Here is a 26376-nt window from a genome sequence, read left to right as displayed (position 1 = left end):
CGGGGGGTGGGGGGGGATGGGGGGGCCCGGCATACAGTTTTTGGGAGCGGGGGGGGCCCCGCATAACCCCCGCCTTTTTACGGGGGCCCCCCGCCTGACCGGAAACGGTGGTGGCCCGCCCGCCGGCACCGTGCGGGCGGGCGTACCGGAATCAGGCGGTCTCGGCGTCTTCGCGCTCGCCCACCTGGAGCGGGACGGCCGCGGGCTGCTCCGTCGGGCGCAGGTGCTTGTTGCTGCGCGGCTCCTGCCGGGTCTTCGCGTCGTTGAGCTTGCGGCGCAGATCGTCCCGGACGTCGTTGAGCGCGGCGTGCAGGTCCTCCTCGGTCGAGGTCGTCACGATCTTCTGCCGGCCGGCGACCCAGCACTCCAGCGTCACCTTCTGGCCCCGGGCCTCGCGGTCCTTGACCGACACCTCCAGCTCGGTGGCGTCGGCGTGGAAGCTGGCGAGTCGGGCGTCAAGCGTCCCGAACTGCTCGGCGATCCAGTTGCGGTCACCCTGGGAGAACCCGGCGCCGACCCGGAGGCACTCGGCCACGGTCGCGGGGTTCGCCACGGCGCTCATCGCGCTGCCTCGCGGACGTCTCGGAGAAGCATCGGCGCTCCCTTTCTCTCGGTTGATCATTACTTACCCAGCCGGCGGGTTTCCGGAACGCCTCGCGCCGGTCACTTTCCGACCATGTGTCCCCGCAGGTCGACGCCGTAGGGGCCATCGGCCTAGCAGATCGGGACCTTGATCAGGCGGTTGTCCACAAGGCGGTCCGTCATCCACAGGCGGGAGCCGGCGGGTGGCCCGGGCGGGTCGTCCCGGCCCACGCTCTCCCGGACAAGCCGATCCCTGGGAGGGGCGATGTTCGATACCTACGTCACGATCGTCGGCAACATTTTGACCGCGCCGGAGTGGCGGCGGACCACGCAGAGCGGAACGCTGGTGGCCAACTTCAAGGTCGCCTCGACCGCCCGCCGGCTCGACCGGGACAGCGGCCGCTGGGTCGACGGCAACAGCCTGCGGGTCCGCGTCAACTGCTGGCGACGCCTGGCCGAGGGGGTGGCAGCCTCGGTGGCGGTGGGTGATCCGGTGATCGTCGCCGGCCGCCTCTACACGCGGGACTGGACCGACGAGGCCGGTAACCACCGCACGCTCTACGAACTGGAGGCGGTCGCGGTCGGGCACGACCTGTCCCGGGGCCGGTCGCGCTTCCTGCGCAACCAGCCGCGCGCGGCCACCAGCTCGGTCGAGGACGCCGAGGCGGAGCAGCGGGTGCACGGCGAGGCGACCGAGCCGGTGCCCGACGAGCAGGTGCCGGCCAGGTTCGACGACCGGCCGCTCGACGACGACTTTCCGCCGCCGGAGTTCGGGCCGGCACGGGTCGGCCTCACCGGCGCGCTGGACCGGGTGATCGAACTCGATCCGTTCGACGACCGGCCCGCCGGCCCGGGGACCGGCGGCGGGATGGGGCCGGGCGGCGGCCCGACCGGCGGCCGGGACACCCGGCTCGGTGGACCGGGGGTGGGCGAGGACGACGAACTGGCCGTCGAGGAGGGGGACGGGCCGGCCCCGGCCGAGGACGACGAGTTGGCCGAGATCGAGTTGCCGGCCGAGATCGAGCTGCCGACCGAGGACGGGTCGGCCGGTGCGGCGTCGGCCGGTGCGGCGTCCGGCGGCGGGGCTGCCCCGGGCCGTCGCGGCCGGCGGCGTACGCCGGTGCCTGCCTGAGCGATCAGCGGCGTACGCCGGTGCCCGCCTGAGCGGCCGGCGGCGTACAGCCGGTGCTCGCCTGAGCGTCCGGCCGGGCAACGGGGGTGCGGGGTGGCGGCGTCGGCGCTGCCACCCCGCGGCACGGACCGCTCCGAGCCGCCGGTACGGCTAGGCTGGCCGGCCGGAGGTGGTGACGGGTGCGGCAGGCGACCGCCATGGCGAACGCGACCGGCTTGGTGGCGGGCTACGCGCTCGACGCGCTGCTCGGCGACCCGCGCCGGTGGCATCCGGTGGCCGGCTTCGGCCGCGCCGCCGGTGCGCTGGAGCGGCGGGTCTACCGCCCGGACCGCGCGGCCGGCGTCGTGTTCACCGCGCTCGCGGTGGGCGCGCCGGTGCTGCTCGGGGCCGCCGCCGGGCGCGTCACCCGACGGCATCCGGTGGCCCGGGCCGCGCTGGTGGCCGCCGGCACCTGGACGGTGCTCGGGGGGCGGACGCTGCGGCACGAGTCCCGGGTGATGGCGCGGGCGCTGCGCCGGGCCGACCTGCCCGCCGCGCGGGCCCGCCTCGGTCATCTCTGCGGACGGGACCCGTCGACGCTCGACGAACCGGAGCTGGCCCGGGCCACCGTCGAGTCGGTCGCCGAGAACACCTCCGACGCGGTGGTCGCGCCGCTGGTCTGGGGCGCGGTCGCGGGGCTTCCCGGCCTGCTCGGCTACCGGGCGGCGAACACGCTCGACGCCATGGTCGGCCACCGCTCGCCCCGGTACGCCCGGTTCGGCACCCCGGCCGCCCGGCTGGACGATCTGCTCAACCTGGTGCCGTCCCGGCTGACCGGGCTGCTCACCGTGGCCGTCGCGCCGGTGGCGCACGGGAACCGCGCCACCGCGTGGCACGTGTGGCGACGGGACCGGGCCGACCATCCGAGCCCGAACGCCGGGCAGTGCGAGGCGGCGATGGCCGGCGCGCTCGGCGTCCGGCTGGGCGGGCGCAACGTGTACTTCGGTCGTTCGGAGACGCGGCCGTTCCTCGGTGACGGGCCTCGACCGGAGGCGCGGCACCTGAAGCGGGCCGCCCGGGTCTCCGGCGCGGTGGGGTTGGCCGCGCTCGGCCTGGCCGCGCTCTACCCGGTGACGGTGGGCCGGCTGGCCGGCGCCGCCGGCCGGGCCGCGCTGCGCACGGCGGCCGGCTGTTGGGCGGTGGCCGGTTGCCGGGCGGTGGCCGGGGCTTCGCCGGCGGGATCGGTCGCCGACCGGGGGAGTGGGCGGTGAGCGGCGGGCTGCTGGTCGCCGGCACCACCTCCGACGCCGGCAAGAGCGTGCTCACCGCCGGCATCTGTCGCTGGCTGCGCCGCCGGGGTGTCCGGGTCGCCCCGTTCAAGGCGCAGAACATGTCCAACAACTCGGCGGTAGTGGTCGGTCCGGACGGTCGGGGCGGCGAGCTGGGCCGGGCGCAGGCAATGCAGGCTGCCGCCGCCGGGCTCGCCCCCGACCTGCGTTTCAATCCGGTGCTGCTCAAGCCGGGCAGCGACCTCGCCAGTCAGGTGGTGCTGCTCGGCGAGGCGGTCGACACGGTCACCGCCGGCAACTACCATGCGTTGCGTCCCCGGCTCGCCGCCGCCGCGTACGCGGCGCTGGCCGAGCTGCGCGCCGAGTACGACGTGGTGATCTGCGAGGGCGCGGGCAGCCCGGCGGAGATCAACCTGCGGGCCGGCGACTACGTCAACATGGGGCTGGCCCGGCAGGCCGGCCTGCCGGCGATCGTGGTCGGCGACATCGACCGGGGCGGCGTGTTCGCCTCGATGTTCGGCACCGTGGCGCTGCTGGACGCCGCCGACCAGGCGCTCGTCGCCGGTTTCGTGATCAACAAGTTCCGGGGCGATCTCGGGCTGCTCCGCCCCGGGCTGGACATGCTGCACCGGGTCACCGGCCGCCCCACGTACGGGGTGCTGCCCTGGGCGCTGGACCTGTGGCTGGACGCGGAGGACTCGCTCGCGTACGGGCGGGTGCTCGGGCGGCCGGCGGCGCCGCGTGGCACCGAGTGGCTCGACGTGGCAGTGGTCCGGCTGCCCCGGGTCAGCAACGCCACCGACGTGGAGGCGCTCGCCACCGAGCCCGGGGTCCGGGTGCGGCTGACCGTCGAACCGGCCGAGCTGGCCGCCGCGGACCTGGTGGTGCTGCCCGGCTCGAAGTCGACGGTCGCCGACCTGGCCTGGCTGCGGGAGACCGGCCTGGCCGACGCGGTCCTCGGGCACGCCGCCGCCGGCCGTCCGCTGCTCGGCATCTGCGGCGGGTTCCAGATGCTCGGCCGGGCGATCCACGACCCGGTGGAGAGTCGTCGGGGCAGCGTCCCCGGCCTCGGCCTGCTGCCGGTCGAGGTGACGTTCGACAGGCGCAAGACGGTCCGCCGGGCCGAGGGCACGGCGGCCGGCGACACGGACCTGCCGGTGGACGGGTACGAGATCCACCACGGTCGGGTCTCCGCCGCCGACCCGGGCCTGCCGCCGCTGCTGCGGTACGCCGACGGCACCGGCGAGGGCGCCCGGCTCGGCGCGGTGTACGGCACGCACTGGCACGGCGCGTTCGAATCCGACGCGTTCCGCCGCCGGTTCCTCGCCGACGTCGCCGGCGTGGCCGGCCGGTCCGGCTTCAAGGTCGCCCCGGACACGTCGTTCGCGGCGGCCCGGGAACGGACCCTGGACCTGCTCGGCGACCTGGTGGAGGAGCACCTGGACACCGGCGCGCTGTGGCGACTGATCGAGTCCGGCCCGCCGCCGGGCCTGCCGTTCGTGCCACCCGGCGCACCCGACTGAACCGCCGCGTCGGGCCGCCGGCACCGGCCGCCCTTGACCGGGCGACCACGACGGCAGCCGGCCGTCGCGAACGGGCGGCGGGGTGACTCAGACGCGTACGTCGGCCGGGCGGTCGGACATCGGCAGCCCGGCCTCCCGCCAGCCCTGCACGCCGCCGATCATGTCGGTCGCCTGACGCAGCCCGAGCGTCTGGAGGCTGGCGGCGGCCAGGCTGGAGCTGTAGCCCTGGCGGCACACGACCACGATCTCGCGGTCGTACCCGGTGGCTTCCGGGATGCGCCATGCGCTGGCCGGGTCGAGCCGCCATTCCAGCACCGTGCGGTCGATGACGATCGCGCCGGGCAGCTCACCCTCCTCGCGACGTTGCGTCTCGGTGCGGGTGTCGATCAGCAGCGCCCCGTTGCGGACCGCCTCGACGGTCTCGTGCGGGGTGAGCCGGCGGAGACCGGCGCGGGCCTGTTCCAGGAGGGCGTCGACGCCCGGACACATCACGTCATGGAGCACCCCCAGATCATGCCCACCGGGCCGCCGCGCCGCCCGGTGAAACGGCCCGCCGGGTCGCAGGATCCAGCGGACGGGGGAACGTTAGCGTCGGTCGGGTGAACGTCGAGGTGGTCGAGGCGTACGCCGGGTTGGCCCGCCGGGTGCTGGCCGGGCCGGCGCGGTTGGGGCGTACCCGGCTGGTGGCGGTCGACGGGCCGAGCGGCGCGGGCAAGAGCGTGTTCGCGACGCGCCTCGCGGACGCGTTCGCGGCGGCCGCGGGCGGCGTCCGGCCGCCGTTGGTCCGCACCGACGACCTGCTCGACGGCTGGGACGACCAGCTCACGTTCTGGCCCCGTCTGGAGGAGTGGGTGCTCGGCCCGGTACGGGCCGGGCGGGCGGGCGGCCACCGCCGGTACAGCTGGGTCCGCCGTCGCTTCCTGGACCGGGTGGTGCCGGTGCCGGCCGGGCCGGTGCTGATCGTCGAGGGGGTGAGCGCGGCGCGTGCCGCGGTGCGCCCCGAGCTGACGCTGTCGGTGCTGGTGACCGCGCCGGCCGAGCTGCGGCTGGCCCGGGCGCTGGCCCGCGACGGCGTTCAGGTGCTGCCGGAGCTGCGTCGCTGGCACGCCGGGGAGCGGGCGCACTTCACCACGGACGGCACCGCGGCGGCGGTGGACCTGGTGGTGAACGGTGCGCCCGACCTGCCGCACGACGCGGACCGCTACTACGTGCGGTTCGGCCGGCGACCGGGCTGGGAGGGCGTGGCCGGGTAAGGCCGGCATACGATTCCGGTCATGACCACTCCGATCATCTCCGAGTCCGACGTGCGGGCCGCCGTCGAGCGGGAACTGCCCGGTGTCCGTGCCGACCTGGACCGACTCGTCCGCATTCCGGGCATCGCCTTCGAGGGCTTCGACCACTCGCACGTGGAGCGCTCCGCCGAGGCGGTGGCGGAGCTGCTGCGCGGCTGCGGCCTCGACACCCGGATCGTCCGCTCCGGCGGCCAGCCGGCGGTGATCGGGACGAAGGCGGCCCCGCCCGGCGCGCCCACCGTGCTGCTCTACGCCCACCACGACGTGCAGCCGGTCGGGGACCTGTCGCTGTGGGAGTCCGACCCGTTCGAGCCGGTGGAGCGCGACGGCCGCCTCTACGGTCGGGGCGCCGCCGACGACAAGGCCGGGATCATGGCGCACGTGGCCGCGCTGCGCGCGTTCGGCGACCGGCTCCCGGTGGGCGTGGTGCTGTTCATCGAGGGCGAGGAGGAGTACGGCTCGGACTCGCTGGAGCGGCTGCTCGCCGAGCACCGGGACGACCTCGCCTCGGACGTCATCGTGATCGCCGACTCCACCAACTGGGACGTCGGTGTGCCGGCGCTGACCACCTCGCTGCGCGGCATCGTCAACTGCTTCGTGGAGGTGCGCACGCTCGACCACGCGGTGCACAGCGGCATGTTCGGCGGCGCCGTGCCGGACGCGCTGACCGCGCTGGTGAAGCTGCTGGGCACGCTGCACGACGACGCCGGCGACGTCGCGGTGGACGGCCTGGCCGGCCGCGAGGGCGCCGTCGTCGACTACCCGGAGGACCGGTTCCGCGCGGAGGTCGGCCTGGTCGACGGCGCGCGGTTGTTCGGCACCGGCCGGATCACCGACCGGCTCTGGACGAAGCCGGCGCTGGCGATCCTCGGTATCGACGCGCCGGCCACCGGCGAGGCACCGAACGCGCTGGTCCCGGCCGCGAAGGCGAAGCTGAGCGTACGGCTGGCGCCGGGCGACGACCCGAAGAAGGCGTACGCCGCGCTGACCGCGCACCTGGAGCGGAACGCGCCGTGGGGCGCGCAGGTGACGGTGACGTTCGAGCACGACGGCGCGCCGTGCGTGATCGACGCCAGCGGGCCGATGTTCGACGCGGCGCGGGCCGCGTTCCGGGGCGCCTGGGACGGCACCGACCCGGTCGACATCGGGGTGGGTGGCTCGATCCCGTTCATCGCCACGTTCCAGGAGATGTTCCCGCGGGCGGCGATCCTGGTGACCGGCGTGGAGGACCCGCACGCCCGGGCGCACGGCCCGAACGAGAGCCTGCACCTGGGCGAGTTCGCCCGGGTCTGCCTGGCCGAGGCGCTGCTGCTGGCCAAGGTGGCCGAGGCGGGCCGCGCCTGACCGGCGGCCGTCGCCACGGTGGCCGGTGTCGGCACGGTGGCCGGCGCTGTCGGGGCGCCCGGCTCGGTCACGGTGCCCGGCTCGGTCACGGTGCCCGGCTGAGTTACGGCGCCGAATCCGTCACTGTGGGTGATGGAAGGGTGAGGCGATGCGGTCGGAAGCGATATGCCTGACGGTCATAATTATGCCTCTGCGGTATATCGCCTCCGACCAACCTCATCGCCCGGTCGCGCCGCGCCCGGTGTCGAAACCGTAACTTCGGGATGGATGTCGGAGTTTGCGGTGTGTCGGCGGGCCGGGTGTTATAGCCTTTCGAACATGCGTACGAACGAAGAGATGACGCGGCTCCAGGCCGCCGTCCGTGCTCTGGGGGACGTCGACGTCTCCGCGTGGCCCGAGGCCACGCTCAAGGAACAGCTCGGTGAGCTCTCCGCCACGCTGGTCACGCTCGACGCGCTGCTCACCCGGGTCGCCGACGGCGTGCGCGGGCGCGGCCTGCGCGTGGAGGAGCCGGTCTCGGCCTGACCTCCCGCCCGGCCGCGCGATCCGCCCGCGTGGCGCGATCCGCCCGCGTGGCGCGATCCGACCGGCTGGGCGGTCCGCACGATCCGGCCGGTTGCGCAATCCCCGCGATCCGGCCGACCGCGCGAACCCCGCGATCCGGCCGACCGCGCGATCCGGCCGACCGCGCGATCGCTCGGCGGGACGATCCGGCCGGCCCGGCGCACCCGATGCGGTGGGCCGGGCCGCCGGAACCGCCCCGCTGTCGCAGGTGACTGGCAGGATGTGGGCGTGCGTTTCGCGGAGCTGGCGGCCACCTCGGCCGCGGTCGGTGCCACCGGTGGTCGACGGGCCAAGGTGGAGCTGCTGGCCGCCGCGCTGCGCGGGCTCGACCCGGCCGAGATCGCGGCCGGTGCCGGCTATCTCGCCGGTGAGCTGCGCCAACGGCAGACCGGCGTCGGCTGGGCGGGGCTGCGTGACCTGCCGCCGCCGGCCGACGCCCCGACGCTGACCGTGTCCGGCGTCGACGCGGCGATCGAGGAGATCTCCCGGGTCGGCGGCACCGGCTCCCAGGCCCGGCGGCGGGAGCTGGTCGGCCGGCTCTTCGCCGCCGCGACCGCCGACGAGCAACGCCTGCTGGTCGGGCTGTTCCGGGGGGAGCTGCGTCAGGGCGCCCAGGCCGGGCTGCTCGCCGAGGCGGTGGCCCGGGCCGCCGAGGTGCCGGTCACGGTCGTCCGCCGGGCCCTGCTGCTCGCCGGCGACCTGCGGGCGGTGGCGGTCGCGGCGCTCACCGGCGGCGCCGCCGCGCTGGCCGGGTTCGGGCTCCAGGCGGGCCGCCCGCTCGCGCCGATGCTGGCCCAGAGCGCGCCCTCGGTCGACGAGGCGCTCACCGCCACCGGCACGCCCGCGGTGGTCGACGTCAAGCTTGACGGCATCCGCATCCAGGTGCACCGTTCCGGTCAGGACATCGCGGTGTTCACCCGCAGCCTCGACGAGATCACCGGCCGGCTGCCCGAGGTGGTGGCCGCCGTCCGCGCGCTGCCCGCCCGGGAGCTGGTGCTCGACGGCGAGGCGATCGGGTTGGACGCGGCCGGCCGACCGCTGCCGTTCCAGCAGACGTCGAGCCACGCGGCCCGGCGCACCACGCCCAGCACCACCGGCCGCACCCCGGTCGCGCCGGCCGTGCTCGCCGCCGCCGAGCGTGCCGGCGAGCCGGTGCTCACGCCGTACTTCTTCGATCTGCTGCACCTCGACGGCGCCGACCTGATCGACCTGCCCGGGCGGGAGCGGTGGGCGACGCTGGCCCGCGCGGTCGACCCGGCGCTGCTGGTCGGCCGGCTGGAGGTGGACGACGCGGCGCAGGCCGCGGCGGCGTTCGCCGCGGCGGTCGACGCCGGTCAGGAGGGTGTGGTGGTCAAGGACCCGGCCGCGCCCTACGACGCCGGGCGGCGCGGCGCGGCCTGGGTCAAGGTCAAGCCCCGGCACACGCTCGACCTGGTGGTGCTGGCGGTGGAGTGGGGCAGCGGTCGGCGCCAGGGCTGGCTGTCCAACCTGCACCTCGGCGCCCGCGACCCGGGCACCGGCGAGTTCGTCATGCTCGGCAAGACGTTCAAGGGGCTGACCGACGAGCTGCTGCGCTGGCAGACCGAGCGGTTCCTGGCGCTGGCCGTGGAGAAGGGCGACTGGGTGGTCCGGGTGCGGCCGGAGCAGGTGGTCGAGATCGCGTTCGACGGGGTGCAGACCAGCAGCCGCTACCCGGGCGGGATGGCGCTGCGCTTCGCCCGCGTGGTGCGCTACCGGGACGACAAGACCGCCGCCGAGGCGGACACGATCGACGCGGTCCGGGCGATCCACGCCGGCCGGGTCACCGGCTGAGCGGCCGGCCGGGGCTCAGGGGGCGGCGGGCCCGGCGGCTGCCGGTTCGGCGGCCCGGTCCACCGGCACGCGCGGGCCGTCCAGGCCGGCCCGTCGCCGGGCCTCCCGGCGCGCCACCCAGCCGTAGCCGACCAGGCTCATCACCGCGAAGATCCACCACTGCCACACGTAGCCGAAGTTCTGCCAGTTGTTGGTGTGCCCGATCGGCACCGCCTGGAACGCCGGGTCGGCGGCCGGCGTCTGACCGTCCAGCAGCACGTATCCGCCGGTCACCGGGTAGGGCAGTTGCTTCGCCAGGCGGGAGATGTCGATGCGACGGGCCTCCAGCTTGCCGTCGCGGCGGGCCACCCCACCGCCGCCGCTCTCGCTGCCGACCACCCGGCCGGTGACGGTCACCTCGCCGGTCGGCGCCACCGGCACCGAGGGCTGGACGGTCGCGCCGGCGCCCGGGACGGGCGGGATCCAGCCGCGGTCGACGAGCACCGCGGTGCCGTCGGCGAGCACCAGCGGGGTGAGCACCTCGAAACCGACCGTGTTGTCGACGGTCCGGCCGCGGATCAGGACGACGTTGGCGGTGTCGTAGCGGCCGGTGGCGGTGACCCGGCTCCAGGTGAGGCGTCCCGCCGGGGCCGGACCAACGCTGCCCGGGCCGCCGGTCGGCGCGGGCAGCGCGTTCCGCAGCGGCGCGGGCGTCATGGTGGCGCCGGCGTCGATCCGTTCGTTGACCGCCGTCCGCCCGTGGTAGCGGTCCAGCTGCCAGTTGCCCAGGAACACCATCACCGCGGCGGCCACCAGGGTCAGCGCCAGGTAGCCCAGCCAGCGCGGGGTCAGCAGGAACCGGTACACGGTGGTCAAGGCTACCCGTATGAGCGGGGCCACTCGCGGTTGCCGGCCGTGATCGGGGCGGCGGGCGGCCGTCGTGGAGCGGACCGGACGGGTATGGTCACGCGGGCGGAAATCACCCGGAGGATCCAGGAGTCGATGATGACCGACGTGCCGCGCGTCGTGCTGAGCGCGCCCTCCTCGGGGCACGGCACAGGTGCCCTCTCCCTCGGCCTGCTCGCGGCCCTCGCCGACCGAGGGCTTGCGGTGGCCGGGTTCAAGGTCGGCGCGGACCAGGTGGACGCGGCGTACCTCGGGCTGGCCGCCGGCCGGCCGGGGCGCACGCTGGATCCGCGGCTGGTCGGCCCGGAGCGGGTCGGCCCGCTCTTCGCGCACGGGGCGGCCGGGGCCGGGTTCGCGCTGGTGCAGGGCACCATGGGGCTCTACGACTCGGTCGCCGGCCGGCCGGAGAGCGAGTCCACCGCCGCGGTCGCCACCGCGCTGCGCAGCCCGGTGGTGCTGGTGGTGGACGTGGCCGCGATGGGTCAGTCGGTGGCCGCGCTGGTGCACGGCTTCCGGGCGTACGACGAGCAGCTCTGGTTGGGCGGCGTGATCCTCAACCGGGTGGCCTCGCCCCGGCACGAGACGCTGCTGCGGGAGGCGCTGGACGACGTCGGGGTGCCGGTCTACGGCGCGTTGCGCCGGCACGAGCTGCCCCCGGTGCTGCCCGCCCGCCGGCTCGGCGCCGCGCCGGTGGTGCGCGGCGACGCCGAGGCCGAGCGCGGGGTGCGCCGGCTCGGTGAGGCGGTGGCCGCCACCGTCGACCTCGACCGGCTGCTCACGCTGGCCCGCTCCGCCCCCGCGCTCACCGTCGAGCCCTGGTCGCCCGACCCGGCGGACGGGCCGTCGGACGCCGCGGAGCGGCCGGTGGTCGCGCTGGCCGGTGGCCCGGCCGGCAGCTACAGCCATCCGGAGACCGTCGAGCTGCTGCGCGCCGCCGGCGCCGAGGTGGTCACGCTCGATCCGCTACGCGACGAGGCGCTGCCCGCCGGGGCCCGCGCGCTGGTCGTCGGCGGCGCGCTCCCGGAGACGTACGCGGAGCAGCTCTCCGCCAATCGGCGGCTCTGCATCGCGGTGGCCGAGCTGGCCCGCTCCGGCCGACCGGTGGTCGCCGAGGGGGCCGGCCTGCTCTGGCTGGCCCGTGAGCTGGACGGCCTGCCCATGTGCGGGGTGCTCGACGCGGTCGGCACGGTCCGGGACGGCCTGGTGGTCGGCTACCGGGAGGCCACCGCGGTCACCGGCAGTGTGGTGGCGTCGGCCGGCGTGACGGTGACCGGGCACAAGCAGCACGCGGCGGTGCTCACGCCGCGGGCCGGTGACCGGCCGGCCTGGCAGTGGGGCGGGGGCACACCGGAGGGCTTCGTCCGCCACGGGGTGCACGCCTCGCAGCTCGTGCCGCACTGGGCCGCGCTTCCCGGTGTCGCCGAGCGGCTGGTGGCCGCCGCCCGGGCGTCCGTGGCGGCTCCGGCGTGATCGGTCAGGTGGCGGTACGCCGGTTCCCGGCGCTGACCGTCTCCACCCCGCGGATCGAGGTGCGCCGGCTGGTCGCGGCGGACGCGGAGGCGGTGGACGAGGTGTTCGCCGACCGGCAGACCCAGCGTTGGCTGCCGCTGGCCGAGGCGGCCGGGCAGATCGACGGGCGGGCCTGGTGCACCGAGCTGGCCCGGCAGCGGCGGGACAGCGGCGACGGTGACCACTGGGCGGTGGTGCGGCGGGAGGACCAGCGGGTGGTCGGCTGCCTCTGGACCCGGCGCACCGACTGGGGTGCCCGGCTCACCGAGGTGTCGTACGCGCTCGCGCCGCACGCCCGGGGCTTCGGCCTGGCGGTGGAGGCGGTGGACGCGGTGGCGATCGCGTTGATCCTGGAGCACGGCTTCCAGCGGGTGGAGCTGCGGGTGGCACCGGGCAACGTCGCCTCCCGGCGGGTCGCCGAGAAGGCCGGCTTCAGCTACGAGGGCCTGCTCCGCAACGCGGGTTTCGTCCGGGGCGCCCGCGTCGACCTGGAACTGTGGTCCTTCGTGGCCGCCGACCTCCACTGAACCCCCACCCCACCCCCGCCCCGCCCGACGTCGATCAAGGAGTTCGCGTCGGGGATCGGGCGATCCCGGGCGCAAACTCCTTGATCAACTAACCCGGGCGCACCCCCGGGCGGTCGGTGGGGCGGTCAGCCGACGATCTGGTCGGACGGCGGGGTGAACTGGCGCGTCGGTTGGCCCTTCAGGGCGTCGCGCAGCGTCTCGGCGACCGCGTTCACCGGGATCTGGGACTGCCCGTCACCCACCGCGTTGAACGGGTTGTCCGGATCGGCGATGAAGCTCGCCGCGGCCAGCTCCGGGGTGTAGCCGACGAACCACGCCGACCGGGTGCTGTCCGTGGTGCCCGTCTTGCCGGCGACCGGCCGGCCGACCGTCTTCCGTACGCTGTCCGCCGTCGACCAGCCGCCGCAGCTCCCCTTGGCCGGGGTGTCGCCGGTCGGGCAGCGGGCCGCGTCGGTGGCGGCCCGGGCCGCGTCCGCGTTGACCACCTGGCGGCACCGGGGCTTGGCCACCTCGCGCTGCACCCCGCCCGGCGTGGACCAGGTGGTCGGCGTGCCGTCCCGGTTCATGATCGCGTTGACCGGGATCGCCTCGCAGTAGCGCCCGTCGGCGGCGACGGCCGCGTACGCGTTCGCCATCTCCAGCGGGGTGGCGTCGGAGACGCCGAGCGTGAACGCGCCCCACTTCTTCGCCTTGGCCGGTGACGCCTGCTCCTTGTCCACGTCGGTACGCCAGCGCAGCCCGAGCTGTTCGGCCAGGCGCACCCCGGCGTCCGCGCCGACCTTCTCCTCCAACTGCACGAAGTAGGTGTTCACCGACTTGCCGAAGCCCGACCACATGGTCTGTCGGCCGGTCATCGCGCCGCTGGCGTTGGACGGCGCCCAGCCGTCGTAGATCGCCGACTGGTACTTGTAGGGCGAGTCGTACGCGGTGGACAGCGGCATCCCGGCGTTGAGCGCGGCGAGCATCGGGAACATCTTGAACGTGGAGCCGGCCTGGTAGCCGGGGAGCGTCCCGCCGCCGAGCAGCGGCGCCACCGTGTTCGGGTAGTTCGCCTTGACCTTCGGGCCGGCCTCCGGGTTCGAGCTGTTCGGGTTCTCGGCCAGGTCGAGCGAGTAGTTCCGGTTCACCGCCATCGCCTTGATCCGCCCGGTGCCGGGTTCGGCGACCACGATGCCGTTGGCGAACGGGCTGCCGGTGTTGTCCTTGGCGCCGACGTTCTTCTCGGCCGCCGCCTGCGTCTTCGGGTCGAGCGCGAGCACGATCCGGTAGCCGCCCCGGCGCAGCTTGTCCATCCGTTCGAGGCGGTTCTCGCCGAACGCGGGCTGGGCGCTCCACCAGTTCTTCAGGTAGTCGCAGTAGAAGCCCCAGGCGCGGTGCGCGCCGTCGATCGCGGCGCAGTCGTTCGGCGGGTCGGTCAGCTTCAGCTTGATCGGCTGGGCCTTGGCCGTGGCGGCGGCGTCCGGCGACAGGTAGCCGAGGCGGGCCATGTTGTCCAGCACGTAGTTGCGTCGGCCGGTGGCGTCCTTCTGGTCGGAGGTGATCGGGTCGTACTCGGAGGGGGACTTCACCAGCCCCGCGAGCGTGGCCGCCTCGACCGGGGTGAGCGTGGCCGGCGTCTTGGAGAAGAAGATCTGCGAGGCGGCGTAGATGCCGTACGCCCGGTGGCCGAAGTAGGCCGAGTTGAGGTAGCGCTCGAGGATCTGCTCCTTGCTCAGGTGCTTCTCGATGTCGAGCGCCATGCGCATCTCCTTGACCTTGCGCAGGCTGGTCTGCTGGGTGGCCTCCTGGACCTCCTTCGGCGTGCTCGCGCTGTCCCGCAGCGCCATCCGGACGTACTGCATGGTGAGCGTCGAGGCGCCCTGGGAGACGCCGCCGGAGCGGGCGTTGGAGACGAAGGCGCGCGCCACGCCCTTCGGGTCGACGCCGTGGTGCTGGTAGAAGCGGTTGTCCTCGGCGGCGACGATCGCCTGCTGGATGTTCGGCGACATGTTCTCGACCTTGGTGTACTGCCGGTACTCCTCGTAGAACATGGTCAGCACGGTCCTGCCGTCGGGCGCGTAGAGGTACGAGGTCTCGGCCGGCAGCGCGGTCTTGAGGATGTTCGTCTTCTGCTCCACGGCGTGCGCGGTGGCCTTCGCGCCGATGCCGGTGACGGCAGCCATCGGGTACAACGCGGCGGCGACGACGATGCCGGCGATCAGCCCGGCGCGGAGAAGGGGCACGGTACGACCGGCGGACGTAAGGGGTCGGTTGCTCACGGGGTCAAGCTATGACATTTCCGATTCGGAAATGAGAAGAATTCATAAACGGGCGAGGCCGTGACGCGACCCACGCCGGGATGCGCTGTCCCGGGACGCGGCTTCCCGGCAGGATCGCGGTCATGCCCGCACCACCACCCGCCGCCGCGCCCATCGAACCCGACCTGGGACACCACGGGGACGCCGAGGCCACGCCCGGTCTGGTGGACCTGGCGGTCAACGTGCGCCGCGCCCCGATGCCCGACTGGCTGGCCGACCCGGTCACCGCCGCGCTGGGCGAACTGGCCGCGTACCCGGACCCGGGACCCGCCCGCGCCGCCGTCGGTCACCGGCACGGGCGACCCCCGGACGAGGTACTCCTCACCGCCGGCGCCGCCGAAGGCTTCGTGCTGATCGCCCGCGCGCTGCGCGACACCCGCCACCCGGTGGTGGTGCACCCGCAGTTCACCGAGCCGGAGGCCGCGCTGCGCGCCGCCGGCCACCGGGTGGACCGGGTGCTGCTCGACCCGGCCGACGGCTTCCGGCTCGACCCGGCCCGGGTGCCCGCCGACGCCGACCTGGTCATGGTCGGCAACCCCACCAACCCGACCTCGGTGCTGCACCCGGCGGACACGATCGCCGCGCTGGCCCGCCCCGGCCGGGTGCTGGTGGTCGACGAGGCGTTCGCCGACACCACCGTCGCGCCCGGCGTCGACGGCGAGCCGGACTCCCTCGCCGCCCGCCGCGACCTGCCCGGCCTCGTGGTGGTCCGCAGCCTCACCAAGACCTGGGGGCTGGCCGGGCTGCGGATCGGCTACCTGCTCGGCGCCGCCGACCTGCTGGCCCGGTTCGCCGCCGCCCAGCCGCTCTGGGCCGTCTCCACGCCGGCGCTCGCCGCCGCCACCGCCTGCGCCGGGCCGGTCGCGGTCGCGGCCGAGCGCGCGATCGCCGCGGGGCTCGCCGCCGACCGCGAGCACCTGGTGGCCCGCCTGGCCACCCTGCCCGGGGTACGCGTGGCGGGGCGCCCGGCCAGCGCCTTCGTCCTGATCCACACCCCCGGCGCCGCCGCGCTGCGGGAGCGGCTGCGCGAGCACGGCTGGGCGGTACGCCGGGGCGACACGTTCCCGGGGCTCGGCCCGGACTGGCTCCGGCTCGCGGTCCGCGACCGGGCCACCACCGACGCGTTCATCGAGACACTGGCACGGATCCTGGAGGCATGATGCTGGAGTCCACCGTCGCGGCGATCCGCCCGCTCGACGAGTCGGCCATGGCGGCGGCGCGCGAGCTGCAGGGCCGGCTGACCAAGCCCGCCGGCTCGCTCGGCGCACTGGAGCCGCTCTCGGTACGCCTCACCGGGCTGGCCGGGACCTGCCCGCCGCCGCTGCCCGATCCGGCCGCGTTGGTGATCTTCGCGGGCGACCACGGGGTGCACGCCCAGGGGGTGACCCCGTGGCCGCAGGAGGTCACCGCCCAGATGATCGGCAACTTCCTGGCCGGCGGCGCGGTGGTCAACGCGTTCGCCCGGCAGGCCGGCGCCTCGGTCACCGTGGTCGACGTCGGCGTCGCCACCCCGCTTCCGATCGGCCCGTCCGCCGACCCGGCCGCGCTTTCCGCCGTCTCGGACGATCCGCTCGCCGATCCGGCCGCCTCGGACGGCCGGCCCACCGCCCCGGCGGTGCTCTCCGCCAGTCTCGTCGCGACGCCCGCCGACCCGGCCGGGCCGCGTCTGGTGGCGGCGAACGTGCGGGCCGGCACCCGGGACATGACGGTCACCGCGGCACTCACCCGGGACGAGGCCCGGGCGGCGGTGGAGACCGGCATCCGGATCGCCGGCGAGCTGGTCGACGCCGGCGCCGGCATCCTGCTCACCGGTGACATGGGCATCGGCAACACCACGCCGGCCGCCGCGCTTGTCGCCGCGTTCACCGGCGTCGACGCGGCGGCGGCGACCGGCCGGGGCACCGGCGTGGACGACGAGACGTACGCCCGCAAGGTGGGCGTGGTGCGGGCCGCGCTGGAGCGGCACACCCCCGATCCGGCCGACCCGCTGGGCGTCCTCGCCACCGTCGGCGGGCTGGAGCACGCCGCGCTGGCCGGGCTGATCCTCGGCGCCGCCGCGCGTCGGGTGCCGGTGCTGCTGGACGGCGTGATCGCGGTCAGCGCCGCGCTGGCCGCCGCCGCTTTCGCGCCGGACGCGGTGGGCGCCATGGTCGCCGGGCACCGCAGCGCCGAGCCGGGCGCCACGGTGGCGCTGCGGCACCTCGGGCTGGAACCGCTTGTCGACCTGGGGCTCCGGCTCGGCGAGGGCACCGGCGCGCTGCTCGCGTTGCCTGTCGTCACCGGCGCGGTCCGGGTGCTGCACGAGGTGGCCACGTTCGACTCGGCCGGGGTGGCCGAGAAGTGAGCGGGCCGGCCCCGGAGGCGTCGCCCAGCCCGTACCCGCTGGGGTTGCGGCTGGCCGGTCGGCGCGTGGTCGTGGTGGGCGGCGGAGCGGTGGCCACCCGGCGGGTGCCCGCGCTGCTCGACGCCGGCGCGGACGTCCTGCTGGTCTCGCCGGAGCTGACGCCGGCGCTGCGCGCGCACGTCGACGCCGGGCGACTGCGCTGGGAGCCGCGTCGCTTCGCCGTCGCCGACCTGGACGGCGCCTGGCTGGTGCAGGTGGCGGTGGACGACCGGGCCGCCGCCGCGGCGGTGAGCGCCGCCGCGGCCGAGCGGCGGATCTTCTGCGTCCGGGCCGACGACCGCGTCGCGGCCAGCGCGTGGACGCCCGCGGTGACCCGGCACGGCCCGGTGACGGTGGCCGTGCTCGGCGGTGGCGACCCGCACCGCGCGAGGGCGGTCCGCGACGCCGTCCGCACCCTCCTGAGCGCAAGGCGGGGGCCCCTGTTAACGGATTCGGTAGCGGAGGGGGCCCCGCTTAACACCGCCAGCGGCGGTGGGCGCGTGGCGCTGGTGGGCGCCGGGCCCGGCGATCCGGAGCTGATCACGGTGAAGGGCTGGCGGCTGCTCACCGAGGCCGAGGTGGTGGTCGCCGACCGGCTCGTCCCCGGGCTGCTCCTGGACGAGTTGCGGCCGGACGTCGAACTGGTCGACGCGTCGAAGATCCCGTACGGGCCGTCGCGCGCCCAGGAGGAGATCAACCGGATCCTGGTGGACCGGGCCCGGGCCGGCAAGGTGGTGGTCCGGCTCAAGGGCGGCGACCCGTACGTCTTCGGGCGCGGCGGCGAGGAGTTGCTGGCCTGCGCCGAGGCGGGGGTGCCGGTGACCGTGGTGCCGGGGGTGACCAGCGCGATCGCGGTGCCCGGGGTGGCCGGGGTGCCGGTGACCCACCGGGCGGTGGCGCACGAGTTCACCGTGGTGTCCGGGCACGTCGCGCCGGACTCGCCGGACTCGCTGGTGAGCTGGGAGTCGCTGGCCGGTCTGCGGGGCACGTTGGTGATCCTGATGGGCCTGAAGAACCTGGCGGCGATCGCGGCGACGCTGATCGCGCACGGCAGACCGCCGACCACTCCGGCGGCGGTGATCCAGGAGGGCACAACCGTCACCCAGCGCACTCTCCGCTCGACCCTCGGCGCGGTGGCCGCCGACGTCACCGCCGCCGGCCTCCGCCCACCCGCCATCGTGGTCATCGGCGACGTCGTCACCGCCCTGACCCCCTGACCGCGGCCCTCCTGCCTTCGCGCCACCACCCACTGCGGCGATCTTGCACTTGGTGCCCCCGAAATGCCCTGATTCGCCCGTTTGGCGGGGGCAGTAAGCGCAAGATCGACGCGGTGGGGCGGGGTGGGGGTGGGGGTGGGGGTGGGGGTGGGTGGGCCGGGATGGGAGGCGGCCCGGGACGGTGGGGTCCCGGGCCGCGTCAGAGGGTCGGGTTACTGCTTGAGCATGTTGTCCAGGAGCAGGGCGCAGCGGATCAGGCCGAGGTGGCTGTACGCCTGCGGGTGGTTGCCCAGGCCCCGCTCGGCCAGCGGGTCGTACTGCTCGGGGAGCAGGCCGGTGGGGCCGGCCGTGTCGATCATCTGGGTGAACAGCTCCTCGGCGTCGGTGCGGCGGCCGGTGCGCAGGTACGCCTCGATCAGCCACGCCGTGCAGATGTGGAAGCCGCCCTCCCGGCCGGGCAGGCCGTCGTCCCAGTGGTAGCGGTAGACCACCGGGCCGCTGCGCAGGTCCGCCTCGATCTTGAGCACGGTGGAGAGGAAGCGCGGGTCGTCGCCGGGGAGCAGCCCGGACAGGCCGATCCAGAGCGACGAGGCGTCCATCTCGTCGTGCCCGTACGCGACGCTGTACGCCTCGGCCTCCGGGTGCCAGCCCTCCTCCAGCACGTTGGCCCCGATCCGGTCGCGCAGGTCGACCCACTCCGGCCGGTCCTGGCCGCCGTGCTGCCGCACCACGTGCAGCGCCCGGTCGACGGTCATCCAGAGCATGACCTTGGAGAACACGTGGTGCCGGGGTGGGAGGCGGGCCTCCCAGATGCCGTGGTCGGGCTCGTGCCAGCGGCGGCGTACCGCCTCGACCATGTTCTCCAGCACCCGCCACTCGTCGTCGCGGACCGAGCCCCGGGCGTCGGCCACCGCGGCGATCAGGTCCGCCACCGGGCCGAAGACGTCGAGCTGGAGCTGGTGGTTGGCGAGGTTGCCGACCCGCACCGGCCGGGAGCCGGCGTAGCCGGGCAGCGTGTCGATGACCGCCTCGGCGCCCAACTCGTAGCCGTCGACGGTGTAGAGCGGGTGCAGCCGCTCCGGGTGCCCGCCGGTGCGCTCCACCACGCCGTCGATCCAGCGCAGCAGCCCTTCGGCCTCCTCGGTGGAGCCGAGGTCGACGAGCGACCGCGCGGTCATCGCCGCGTCCCGCAGCCAGCAGTAGCGGTAGTCCCAGTTGCGGACGCCGCCCAGCTCCTCGGGGAGCGAGGTGGTCGCCGCGGCGAGGATCGAACCGGTCGGCTCGTGGGTGAGGCCGCGCAGGGTCAGCGCGCTGCGGGCGACCAGGTCCCGGGCGGTGGTGGGCAGCCGCAGCGAGGCCACCCAGTCCTTCCAGGGCTGCTCGGCGGCGGCCTGCCGCTCGTGCACCGGCACCCGGTGCGGCTCCAGGCTCTGCGTACCGAAGCGCAGCTCCAGCACCACCTGTCCGCCGGCGGCGGACAGGTCCACCACCGCCTTCGCGGTCTCGTACCCGGCGTCGTTGGTGACCTCCCACTCGACGCCGGGGGAGTGCAGCGCGACCGGCTCGTTGGAGCCGAGCACCAGCAGCCCGTCGTCGAGCGGCTGGAGCTGCACCGCGACCTGCCCGAACTCGGGGCGCGGGGCGAACTCGACGCGGGCCCGCCCGGTGCCGCTGAGCACCCGGACCAGGGTCGAGTCGCCGCTGACGACGGCCGGGTCGTCAGGCGTGGTCTCCCGGACCGGCAGGTCCAGCCAGTCGGTGACGGTCAGACCGGACCAGCGGGTCTCCACCGTCATGGTGTTGCTGCGGTAGCGCTGGCCCAGCGGGATGCCGCCGCGCTCCGGGCCGATGGTGAAGTGCCCGGCCGGGCTGCCACCGACCAGGTCGGCGAAGATCGCCGCCGAGTCCGGCTTCGGGTGACACAGCCAGGTGATCTTGGCTTCCGGTGTGACGAGCGCGACCGTACGCCCGTTGGCGAGCATCGAGTGCCGCTCGATCGGCACCGCCCGCTCCCCGAAGAGCCAGTGCCGCCGGGTCTCCAGCAGCAGGCCGAGCGCGCGGGCCGCCTCGATCGGCTCGGCCACCCGGTAGTCGGCCTGGGTGTCGCCGGGGCCGATCTTGATGCCGACGTCCGGCCCGTGCAGGTTGCCGAACGCGTTCTCGTCGGTGACGTCGTCGCCGATGAAGAGCACCGCACCGGCCGCGAGCTGGGTCCGGAGCTGGTCGACCGCGGTGCCCTTGTGGGTGGCCACCACCGACAGCTCGATGACCTCCTTGCCCTGGGTGACGGTGACGCCGTCCCAGGTGGCGGGGCCGCTGCGGACCGCGTCCACGGCGGCGGCGGCGACCTGCGGGTCGACTCCCCGGGTGTGCACGGCGACGCTGGCCGGCTTGCGTTCCAGCCGGATGCCCGGGTGGGCCGCGGCGATCTCGCGCAGTTCCTGGCGGAGCCGGTGCCGGACCGCGATCAGCTCCGGGCTGAGCCGCTCGACGAAGCCGATGTCGAACTCGGAGCCGTGGCTGCCGACCAGGTGCACCTCACTCGGCAGCCGGGAGAGGGTGGCCAGGTCGCGCAGCGCGCGCCCGGAGACCACCGCGACGCTGGTCTGCGGCAGCGAGGCCAGCGCGCGGATCGCGGCCACCGACTCGGGCAGCGGTACGGCCCTGGTCGGATCCTCGACGATCGGCGCCAGTGTGCCGTCGTAGTCGCAGGCGATCAGGAGTTGGGGAGTCCGGGCGATGCGGCCGATCGCGGCACGCAGTTCCGGGTCGAGCACGCCACCGGAGGAGGTGGCGGCAGCGGGCGGGGTCACGCAGCCTCCGTATCGGGGACACCGAGCTCGCTGAGGAACGACTTGGCCCAGTGGCCGACATCGTGGCTGCGCAGATGGCGCTGCATGACGCGCATCCGGCGGCGGGCTTCGGGCTTTTCGACGTGCACGGCCCGGAGCAACGCGTCCTTCACCGCGTCCGGGTCGTGCGGATTACACAGGAACGCCTGGCGCAGCTCGGTGGCGGCGCCGGCGAACTCACTGAGCACGAGCGCGCCGCCCTGGTCGGCGCGCGATGCGACGTACTCCTTGGCCACCAGATTCATTCCGTCTCGCAGCGGGGTCACCATCATCACGTCGGCGGCGACGTACATCGCCGCCAACTCGGAGCGACTGTACGACTGATGCAGATAATGAACAGCCGGCACGCCGACCCGGCCGAATTCACCATTGATCCGGCCAACCTCGCGTTCCACCTTCACCCGAAGTGCCTGGTAGTGCTCCACGCGCTCGCGGCTGGGCGTGGCGACCTGCACCATAACCGCGTCCGGAACTGTCAACTTTCCGTCAGCAAGGAGTTCCCGGAAGGCCTTGAGTCGAAGCTCGATGCCCTTGGTGTAGTCGAGCCGGTCGACGCCCAGGATGATCGTCTTGGGGTTGCCCAGCTCCTCACGGATCTGCTTGGCCCGGGCCTGGATCGTCGGGTCCTCGGCCAGCCGTTCCATCTCCCTGGTCTCGATCGAGATGGGGAACGCGCCGGCCTTCACCTGCCGGCCGTCGACCTGGATCATCTGCCCCTCGTAGCGCAGGCCGAGCAGGTGCCGGGCCAGCCGGACGAAGTTCTGCGCGGCCAGCCGCTGCTGGAAACCGACCAGGTCGGCGCCGAGCAGGCCGCGCAGGATCTCGGCGCGGAACGGCATCTGCATGAACAGCTCGATCGGCGGGAACGGGATGTGCAGGAAGAACCCGATCTTCAGGTCGGGGCGCAGCTCGCGCAGCATCGCCGGGACGAGCTGGAGCTGGTAGTCCTGGACCCAGACCGTGGCGCCCTCGGCCGCCACGTCCGCCGCGGCCTCCGCGAACCGGGCGTTCACCAACCGGTACGCCTCGCGCCAGCGCCGCTTGTAGGCGGGCGTCTCGACGGCGTCGTGGTAGAGCGGCCAGATCGTCGCGTTGGACTGGCCCTCGTAGTAGCGCTCCAGCTCCTCGGCGCTCAGCGGCACCGGGTGCAGCCGGATGCCCTCCAGGTCGAACGGCTCGGGCGCGGCGCCGGTGCCGCCGGCCCACCCGACCCAGGTGCCCTGGTGCTCGGCGAGCACCGGGTGCAGCGCGGTCACCAGGCCGCCGGGGCTGCGCCGCCACTGCCGTCCCTCGGGTGTGCTCACCTCGTCGACCGGCAGTCGGTTGGCCACTACGACAAAGGAGCTACGGACGGTCACGATCGGCCACCTCCGGGTACTGACGGGTCCACCGCGATGAGCGTACTGAGCGTAGCTGCGGCGTCTGATCCCCCGTGCCGGAGTCCCCTACCCGCCCCCGGAACCGCCGAACCCTGGCCGTGATCTTGTCGACACCCGGCTCAGAGGTCGATGACCGGCCATTCCTTCGGCAGCACCTCGCCGAGCAGCTCCCGCCGGTCGGTCATGATCGGCGTGGTGGCCCGGGCGGCCTCCAGTGCCGTCTGGGCCAGGTCCATGCTGCCCAGCGTGCGCGACCAGCCGCCGAGGAACATGCACATGTCGTGGGCGACCGGGGCGACCACCACTTGGTCGAGGTCGCCCAGAATGTCCAGCAGGCGCCACCCGTCAGTGGTCACCCGGCGGTACGCCTCGGCCAGGCAGAGCGCGGGCACGATCACGGACTGCCCTCGGTCCGCCACCTGGACGATCTGCTCACCGACCGGCTCGGCGCCCTCGGCATGGGCCAGCAGGCACGCGGTGTCGAGCACCAGCCCGGGGTCAGCCACCGACGGTCAACCGTCCACGGGACGACTCGCTCAGCAGCGCCGCCGCCCGGGCGCGCAGCTCCGGCGTGATCGCTGCCTGGGCCTCGTCGAGCGTGCGTCCCGCCTCGGCCAGCCGGTCCTCGGCGAGTCGGAAGCCGACCTGTCGCAGGGCCCGACGGGTGCGTTCCCCGGCCATCCGCTGCCGCACGCTCTCCGTGACGAAGGCGGAGACGTTGGGTTCCTCCGCCAGTCGCGCCGCGACGTCGTCCGGGACGCTGATCGCGATCTTCTTGGTCATACCGGTGAGGCTATCCAGTGGTATCGAGGGGTGCAACGCGCCACGCCGTACCAGGGCTGGGGTGGGGTGATGTGGGCGCGGCCGCCCGTACCTGTCAGGATTGACGGCGGCGTGCGCACGGCCGGCTCCGGCCGGCGGCGGCGGGCGGAGTCGAAGCCCGCGCCCCGCACCCCGCAAGCCCGCGATCGCAACCGACGGAGGTAGCCCGCACCGTGGCTCACTACATCTACGTCCTGGAGAAGGCACGTAAGGCGCACGGCGACAAGGTCGTGCTGGACAACGTGACGTTGAGCTTCCTGCCGGGTGCCAAGATCGGTGTGGTCGGTCCGAACGGCGCCGGTAAGTCCAGCCTGCTCAAGATCATGGCAGGGCTGGACCGGCCGAGCAACGGCGAGGCCCGGCTCATGCCCGGCTTCACCGTCGGCATGCTGGCGCAGGAGCCGCCGCTCAACGACGCCAAGACCGTCCTGGGCAACGTCGAGGAGGCGGTCGCCGAGACCAAGTCGAAGCTGGAGCGGTTCAACAAGATCGCCGAGCAGATGGCGACCGACTACTCCGACGAGCTGATGGAGGAGATGGGCAAGCTCCAGGAGGAGCTGGACAACGCCGACGCGTGGGACATCGACTCCAAGCTCGAACTGGCCATGGACGCGCTGCGCTGCCCGCCGCCGGACGCCGACGTGACCCAGCTCTCCGGTGGTGAGCGCCGCCGGGTGGCGCTGTGCAAGCTGCTGCTGGAGGCGCCCGACCTGCTGCTGCTCGACGAGCCCACCAACCACCTGGACGCGGAGAGCGTGCAGTGGCTGGAGCAGCACCTGGCCAAGTACGCCGGCACCGTCCTGGCCATCACCCACGACCGGTACTTCCTCGACAACGTGGCCGGCTGGATCCTGGAGCTGGACCGCGGCCGGGCCATCGGCTACGAGGGCAACTACTCCACCTACCTGGAGAAGAAGGCCGCCCGGCTCTCCGTCGAGGGTCGTCGCGACGCCAAGATGCGCAAGCGCCTCACCGAGGAGCTGGACTGGGTCCGGTCGAACGCCAAGGCGCGGCAGACCAAGTCCAAGGCCCGCCTCGACCGGTACGACGAGATGGCCGCCGAGGCGGAGAAGACCCGCAAGCTGGACTTCGAGGAGATCCAGATCCCGCCGGGCCCGCGCCTGGGCAGCACCGTCATCGAGGCGCACAACCTGACCAAGGGCTTCGGCGACCGGGTGCTGATCGACAACCTGTCGTTCTCGCTGCCGCGCAACGGCATCGTCGGCATCATCGGCCCGAACGGCGTCGGCAAGACCACGCTGTTCAAGACCATCGTCGGGCTGGAGCAGCCGACCGGCGGCGAGGTCAAGGTCGGGCCGACCGTCTCGCTGTCGTACGTCGACCAGAACCGGCAGGGCCTCGACGGGGACAAGACCGTCTGGGAGGTCGTCTCCGACGGGCTGGACCACCTCATGGTGGGCAAGGTCGAGATGCCGTCCCGGGCGTACATCGCCGCGTTCGGCTTCAAGGGGCCGGACCAGCAGAAGCCGACCAAGGTGCTCTCCGGCGGCGAGCGCAACCGGCTCAACCTGGCGCTGACGCTGAAGATCGGCGGCAACGTCATCCTGCTCGACGAGCCGACGAACGACCTGGACGTGGAGACGCTCTCCAGCCTCGAGAACGCGCTGCTGGAGTTCCCCGGCTGCGCCGTGGTCATCTCCCACGACCGGATGTTCCTGGACCGGGTCGCCACGCACATCCTGGCCTGGGAGGGCGACGACGCGAACCCGGCCAGGTGGTTCTGGTTCGAGGGCAACTTCGAGGCGTACGAGAAGAACAAGATCGACCGGCTGGGCGCCGACGCGGCCCGGCCGCACCGGGTGACCTACCGCAAGCTCACCCGTGACTGACCGGTGCTGACCCTTGTCTGACCGGTTTGTCTACCACTGCGCGCTGCGCTGGTCCGACCTGGACGCGTACGGCCACGTCAACAACGCCCGCTTCCTCACGCTCTACGAGGAGGCCCGGGTGGCGATGATGTTCGCCGGTGGCCGGGCGTGGGGCGTCGACTCGTTCGCCGACGGGGTGGTCATCCGCCGGCACGAGGTCGACTACCTGCGCCCGGTCGACTACGCGCTCGGCCGGGCCAGCGCGGAGGCGGCGCCGATGGTGCGGATCGAGCTCTGGGTCGACGAGATCCGGGCCGCCTCCTTCTCGGTCGCGTACGAGCTGTACGACGGCGACACGCTGGCCGGCACCGCCCGGTCGGTGCTGGTCCCGTTCGACCTGTCCACCCAGCGCCCGCGCCGGATCTCCGCCGACGAGCGGGTGTTCCTGCTCCGCCACGCCCCCGGGCTGGCCGGATGACCGGGACGACGGGCGGGCACGGGTTGACCGGGGTGGCCGACGCCGGCGCGTTCCTCGCCCGGCTGGTCCGGTTCGACCCGGCCGTCCTGGTCCGGCTCCGTCCGGTGCCCGGCGCCGGCCGTACCGCCCTCTGGGCCCGCCTGCCCTGGGGGGTGCTCGTGGTGCGTACCGTGCCCGGGGACGCGCCCGGCGACGTCACGGTCGCCGCCGCGGACCTGTTGGCCGAACTCTCCGCCGGGGGCGCGGGGTTGCCGCGGCGACGCGACGACGGCTGGCGCTGGCCGCTGCCGCCACCGGTCAGCCGCCCGGTCGAGCTGCTCCCCGGCGCGGAGCTGCGCCGGATCGCGGACGCGGCGGCCGGGACGCTGCGCGAGGCGGCCACCCACGGGGTGGCGGGCCGGGCGGTCGGCCAGCGGGTGCTGCGGGACGCGCTGCTGGACCACGTCGCGGTGGTGGTGACCCCGGACGGCGAGCCCGGTGCGCCGGTGGAGGTGTCGCAGCGGCTGGTGCAGGGCGTGGTGCGGCTCGGCTTCCTCGGCACCGGCGCCGGCGACGTTCAGGTGCGGGTGGCCGGCCACTGGGTCGGGCTGGTCGGCCCGTACGGGGCGGCGTGGTCGCGGACGGTCGCGGACCTTGCACTCACGCCTACCCGAGTTCATCCGAACGGATGACCCGGCATCA

At 74.4% G+C, this 26376-nt stretch carries 22 protein-coding genes and 1 pseudogene; 15 read left to right on the top strand and 8 right to left on the bottom strand.

The window, feature by feature from the left end; genetic code table 11:
• Nucleotides 1-151 precede the first annotated feature (151 nt).
• On the bottom strand, nt 152-562 hold the full coding sequence (locus tag ACLQ2W_RS09280; protein ID WP_107162685.1) for an HPF/RaiA family ribosome-associated protein: 411 nt from the start codon (nt 560-562) through the stop codon (nt 152-154).
• A gap of 285 nt (nt 563-847) precedes the next feature.
• Between ACLQ2W_RS09280 and ssb the strand changes: the two genes are divergently transcribed.
• The 3 genes from ssb (at nt 848) to ACLQ2W_RS09265 (ending at nt 4505) form a co-directional block, all read left to right on the top strand.
• Nucleotides 848-1714, top strand: a complete 867-nt coding sequence (ssb, locus tag ACLQ2W_RS09275) for a single-stranded DNA-binding protein (RefSeq protein ID WP_425786087.1) — start codon at nt 848-850, stop codon at nt 1712-1714.
• Nucleotides 1715-1893: 179 nt separating this feature from the next.
• Nucleotides 1894-2964, top strand: coding sequence for a cobalamin biosynthesis protein (locus ACLQ2W_RS09270; protein ID WP_425786086.1), 1071 nt, complete (start codon nt 1894-1896; stop codon nt 2962-2964).
• The gene (locus ACLQ2W_RS09265; protein ID WP_425786085.1) at nt 2961-4505 is read left to right on the top strand and encodes a cobyric acid synthase; all 1545 of its coding nucleotides are present in this window, start codon (nt 2961-2963) and stop codon (nt 4503-4505) included. Before ACLQ2W_RS09270 ends, ACLQ2W_RS09265 begins: the two co-directional genes overlap by 4 nt.
• A gap of 87 nt (nt 4506-4592) precedes the next feature.
• Here ACLQ2W_RS09265 and ACLQ2W_RS09260 read toward each other — a convergent pair whose 3' ends face one another.
• Nucleotides 4593-4994, bottom strand: a complete 402-nt coding sequence (locus tag ACLQ2W_RS09260) for a rhodanese-like domain-containing protein (RefSeq protein WP_343447654.1) — start codon at nt 4992-4994, stop codon at nt 4593-4595.
• A gap of 110 nt (nt 4995-5104) precedes the next feature.
• On the opposite strand from ACLQ2W_RS09260, the pseudogene ACLQ2W_RS09255 reads away from it, so the two are divergent.
• From ACLQ2W_RS09255 to ACLQ2W_RS09240, 4 genes and pseudogenes are all read left to right on the top strand, one after another.
• A pseudogene (locus tag ACLQ2W_RS09255) lies at nt 5105-5805 on the top strand (uridine kinase family protein); the annotation flags it as partial.
• On the top strand, nt 5780-7141 hold the full coding sequence (locus ACLQ2W_RS09250; RefSeq protein ID WP_405090901.1) for a dipeptidase: 1362 nt from the start codon (nt 5780-5782) through the stop codon (nt 7139-7141). The pseudogene ACLQ2W_RS09255 and the gene ACLQ2W_RS09250, both read left to right, overlap by 26 nt.
• A gap of 318 nt (nt 7142-7459) precedes the next feature.
• Entirely contained in the window at nt 7460-7666 is a 207-nt protein-coding gene (locus tag ACLQ2W_RS09245; protein WP_425786084.1) for a hypothetical protein, read from the top strand.
• A gap of 267 nt (nt 7667-7933) precedes the next feature.
• Nucleotides 7934-9517 (top strand): ATP-dependent DNA ligase, encoded by a 1584-nt coding sequence (locus ACLQ2W_RS09240; protein ID WP_425786083.1) that lies wholly within the window; start codon nt 7934-7936, stop codon nt 9515-9517.
• Nucleotides 9518-9532: 15 nt separating this feature from the next.
• Here the strand turns inward: ACLQ2W_RS09240 and ACLQ2W_RS09235 are convergent, their stop codons facing one another.
• On the bottom strand, nt 9533-10363 hold the full coding sequence (locus tag ACLQ2W_RS09235) for an SURF1 family protein (protein ID WP_425786464.1): 831 nt from the start codon (nt 10361-10363) through the stop codon (nt 9533-9535).
• 138 nt (nt 10364-10501) lie between these two features.
• Between ACLQ2W_RS09235 and ACLQ2W_RS09230 the strand changes: the two genes are divergently transcribed.
• Both ACLQ2W_RS09230 and ACLQ2W_RS09225 read left to right on the top strand, forming a co-directional pair.
• Nucleotides 10502-11872, top strand: a complete 1371-nt coding sequence (locus tag ACLQ2W_RS09230) for a cobyrinate a,c-diamide synthase (RefSeq protein ID WP_425786082.1) — start codon at nt 10502-10504, stop codon at nt 11870-11872.
• A complete protein-coding gene (locus ACLQ2W_RS09225) occupies nt 11869-12438 on the top strand; it encodes a GNAT family N-acetyltransferase (RefSeq protein WP_107162677.1) in 570 nt (189 codons plus the stop codon). The genes ACLQ2W_RS09230 and ACLQ2W_RS09225 overlap by 4 nt, the downstream gene beginning before the upstream one ends.
• A 125-nt stretch (nt 12439-12563) precedes the next feature.
• Here ACLQ2W_RS09225 and ACLQ2W_RS09220 read toward each other — a convergent pair whose 3' ends face one another.
• Nucleotides 12564-14696 carry a transglycosylase domain-containing protein gene (locus tag ACLQ2W_RS09220; RefSeq protein ID WP_425786081.1) on the bottom strand — a complete coding sequence of 711 codons (2133 nt, stop codon included), beginning with the start codon at nt 14694-14696 and terminating at the stop codon, nt 12564-12566.
• 122 nt (nt 14697-14818) lie between these two features.
• On the opposite strand from ACLQ2W_RS09220, the gene cobC reads away from it, so the two are divergent.
• The 3 genes from cobC to cobA are packed head-to-tail and all read left to right on the top strand — an operon-like array spanning nt 14819 to nt 18335.
• Nucleotides 14819-15895, top strand: coding sequence for an Rv2231c family pyridoxal phosphate-dependent protein CobC (cobC, locus tag ACLQ2W_RS09215; protein ID WP_425786080.1), 1077 nt, complete (start codon nt 14819-14821; stop codon nt 15893-15895).
• Nucleotides 15895-17079: a nicotinate-nucleotide--dimethylbenzimidazole phosphoribosyltransferase gene (locus tag ACLQ2W_RS09210; protein WP_425786463.1), complete on the top strand. Its 1185-nt coding sequence runs from the start codon at nt 15895-15897 to the stop codon at nt 17077-17079. The genes cobC and ACLQ2W_RS09210 overlap by 1 nt, the downstream gene beginning before the upstream one ends.
• Complete coding sequence (gene cobA / locus ACLQ2W_RS09205) at nt 17076-18335, top strand: uroporphyrinogen-III C-methyltransferase (protein ID WP_425786079.1); 1260 nt, start codon at nt 17076-17078, stop codon at nt 18333-18335. The genes ACLQ2W_RS09210 and cobA overlap by 4 nt, the downstream gene beginning before the upstream one ends.
• Nucleotides 18336-18547: 212 nt before the next feature.
• Here cobA and otsB read toward each other — a convergent pair whose 3' ends face one another.
• From otsB to ACLQ2W_RS09185, 4 genes are all read right to left on the bottom strand, one after another.
• Entirely contained in the window at nt 18548-21148 is a 2601-nt protein-coding gene (gene otsB, locus ACLQ2W_RS09200; RefSeq protein WP_425786078.1) for a trehalose-phosphatase, read from the bottom strand.
• Nucleotides 21145-22545 carry an alpha,alpha-trehalose-phosphate synthase (UDP-forming) gene (locus ACLQ2W_RS09195; protein ID WP_107155943.1) on the bottom strand — a complete coding sequence of 467 codons (1401 nt, stop codon included), beginning with the start codon at nt 22543-22545 and terminating at the stop codon, nt 21145-21147. Before ACLQ2W_RS09195 ends, otsB begins: the two co-directional genes overlap by 4 nt.
• Before the next feature lie 140 nt (nt 22546-22685).
• Nucleotides 22686-23072, bottom strand: coding sequence for a hypothetical protein (locus ACLQ2W_RS09190; protein WP_425786077.1), 387 nt, complete (start codon nt 23070-23072; stop codon nt 22686-22688).
• The gene (locus ACLQ2W_RS09185) at nt 23065-23349 is read right to left on the bottom strand and encodes a hypothetical protein (protein ID WP_281937371.1); all 285 of its coding nucleotides are present in this window, start codon (nt 23347-23349) and stop codon (nt 23065-23067) included. Before ACLQ2W_RS09185 ends, ACLQ2W_RS09190 begins: the two co-directional genes overlap by 8 nt.
• A gap of 212 nt (nt 23350-23561) precedes the next feature.
• On the opposite strand from ACLQ2W_RS09185, the gene ettA reads away from it, so the two are divergent.
• Genes ettA through ACLQ2W_RS09170 form a run of 3 tightly spaced genes read left to right on the top strand, consistent with a single transcriptional unit; the run spans nt 23562 to nt 26366 of the window.
• On the top strand, nt 23562-25238 hold the full coding sequence (ettA, locus tag ACLQ2W_RS09180) for an energy-dependent translational throttle protein EttA (RefSeq protein ID WP_281937369.1): 1677 nt from the start codon (nt 23562-23564) through the stop codon (nt 25236-25238).
• A 13-nt stretch (nt 25239-25251) separates the two neighbouring features.
• Nucleotides 25252-25695, top strand: a complete 444-nt coding sequence (locus tag ACLQ2W_RS09175) for an acyl-CoA thioesterase (protein WP_425786076.1) — start codon at nt 25252-25254, stop codon at nt 25693-25695.
• Nucleotides 25692-26366 (top strand): hypothetical protein, encoded by a 675-nt coding sequence (locus ACLQ2W_RS09170; RefSeq protein WP_425786075.1) that lies wholly within the window; start codon nt 25692-25694, stop codon nt 26364-26366. Before ACLQ2W_RS09175 ends, ACLQ2W_RS09170 begins: the two co-directional genes overlap by 4 nt.
• The last annotated feature ends 10 nt before the right edge of the window (nt 26367-26376 follow it).

The organism is Micromonospora sp. DT227 (genome assembly GCF_049841835.1).
Classification (GTDB): Bacteria; Actinomycetota; Actinomycetes; order Mycobacteriales; family Micromonosporaceae; genus Micromonospora.
The sequence above is the reverse complement of the archived record's forward strand: the minus strand, read 5'-3'. Positions and strand labels throughout refer to the sequence as shown.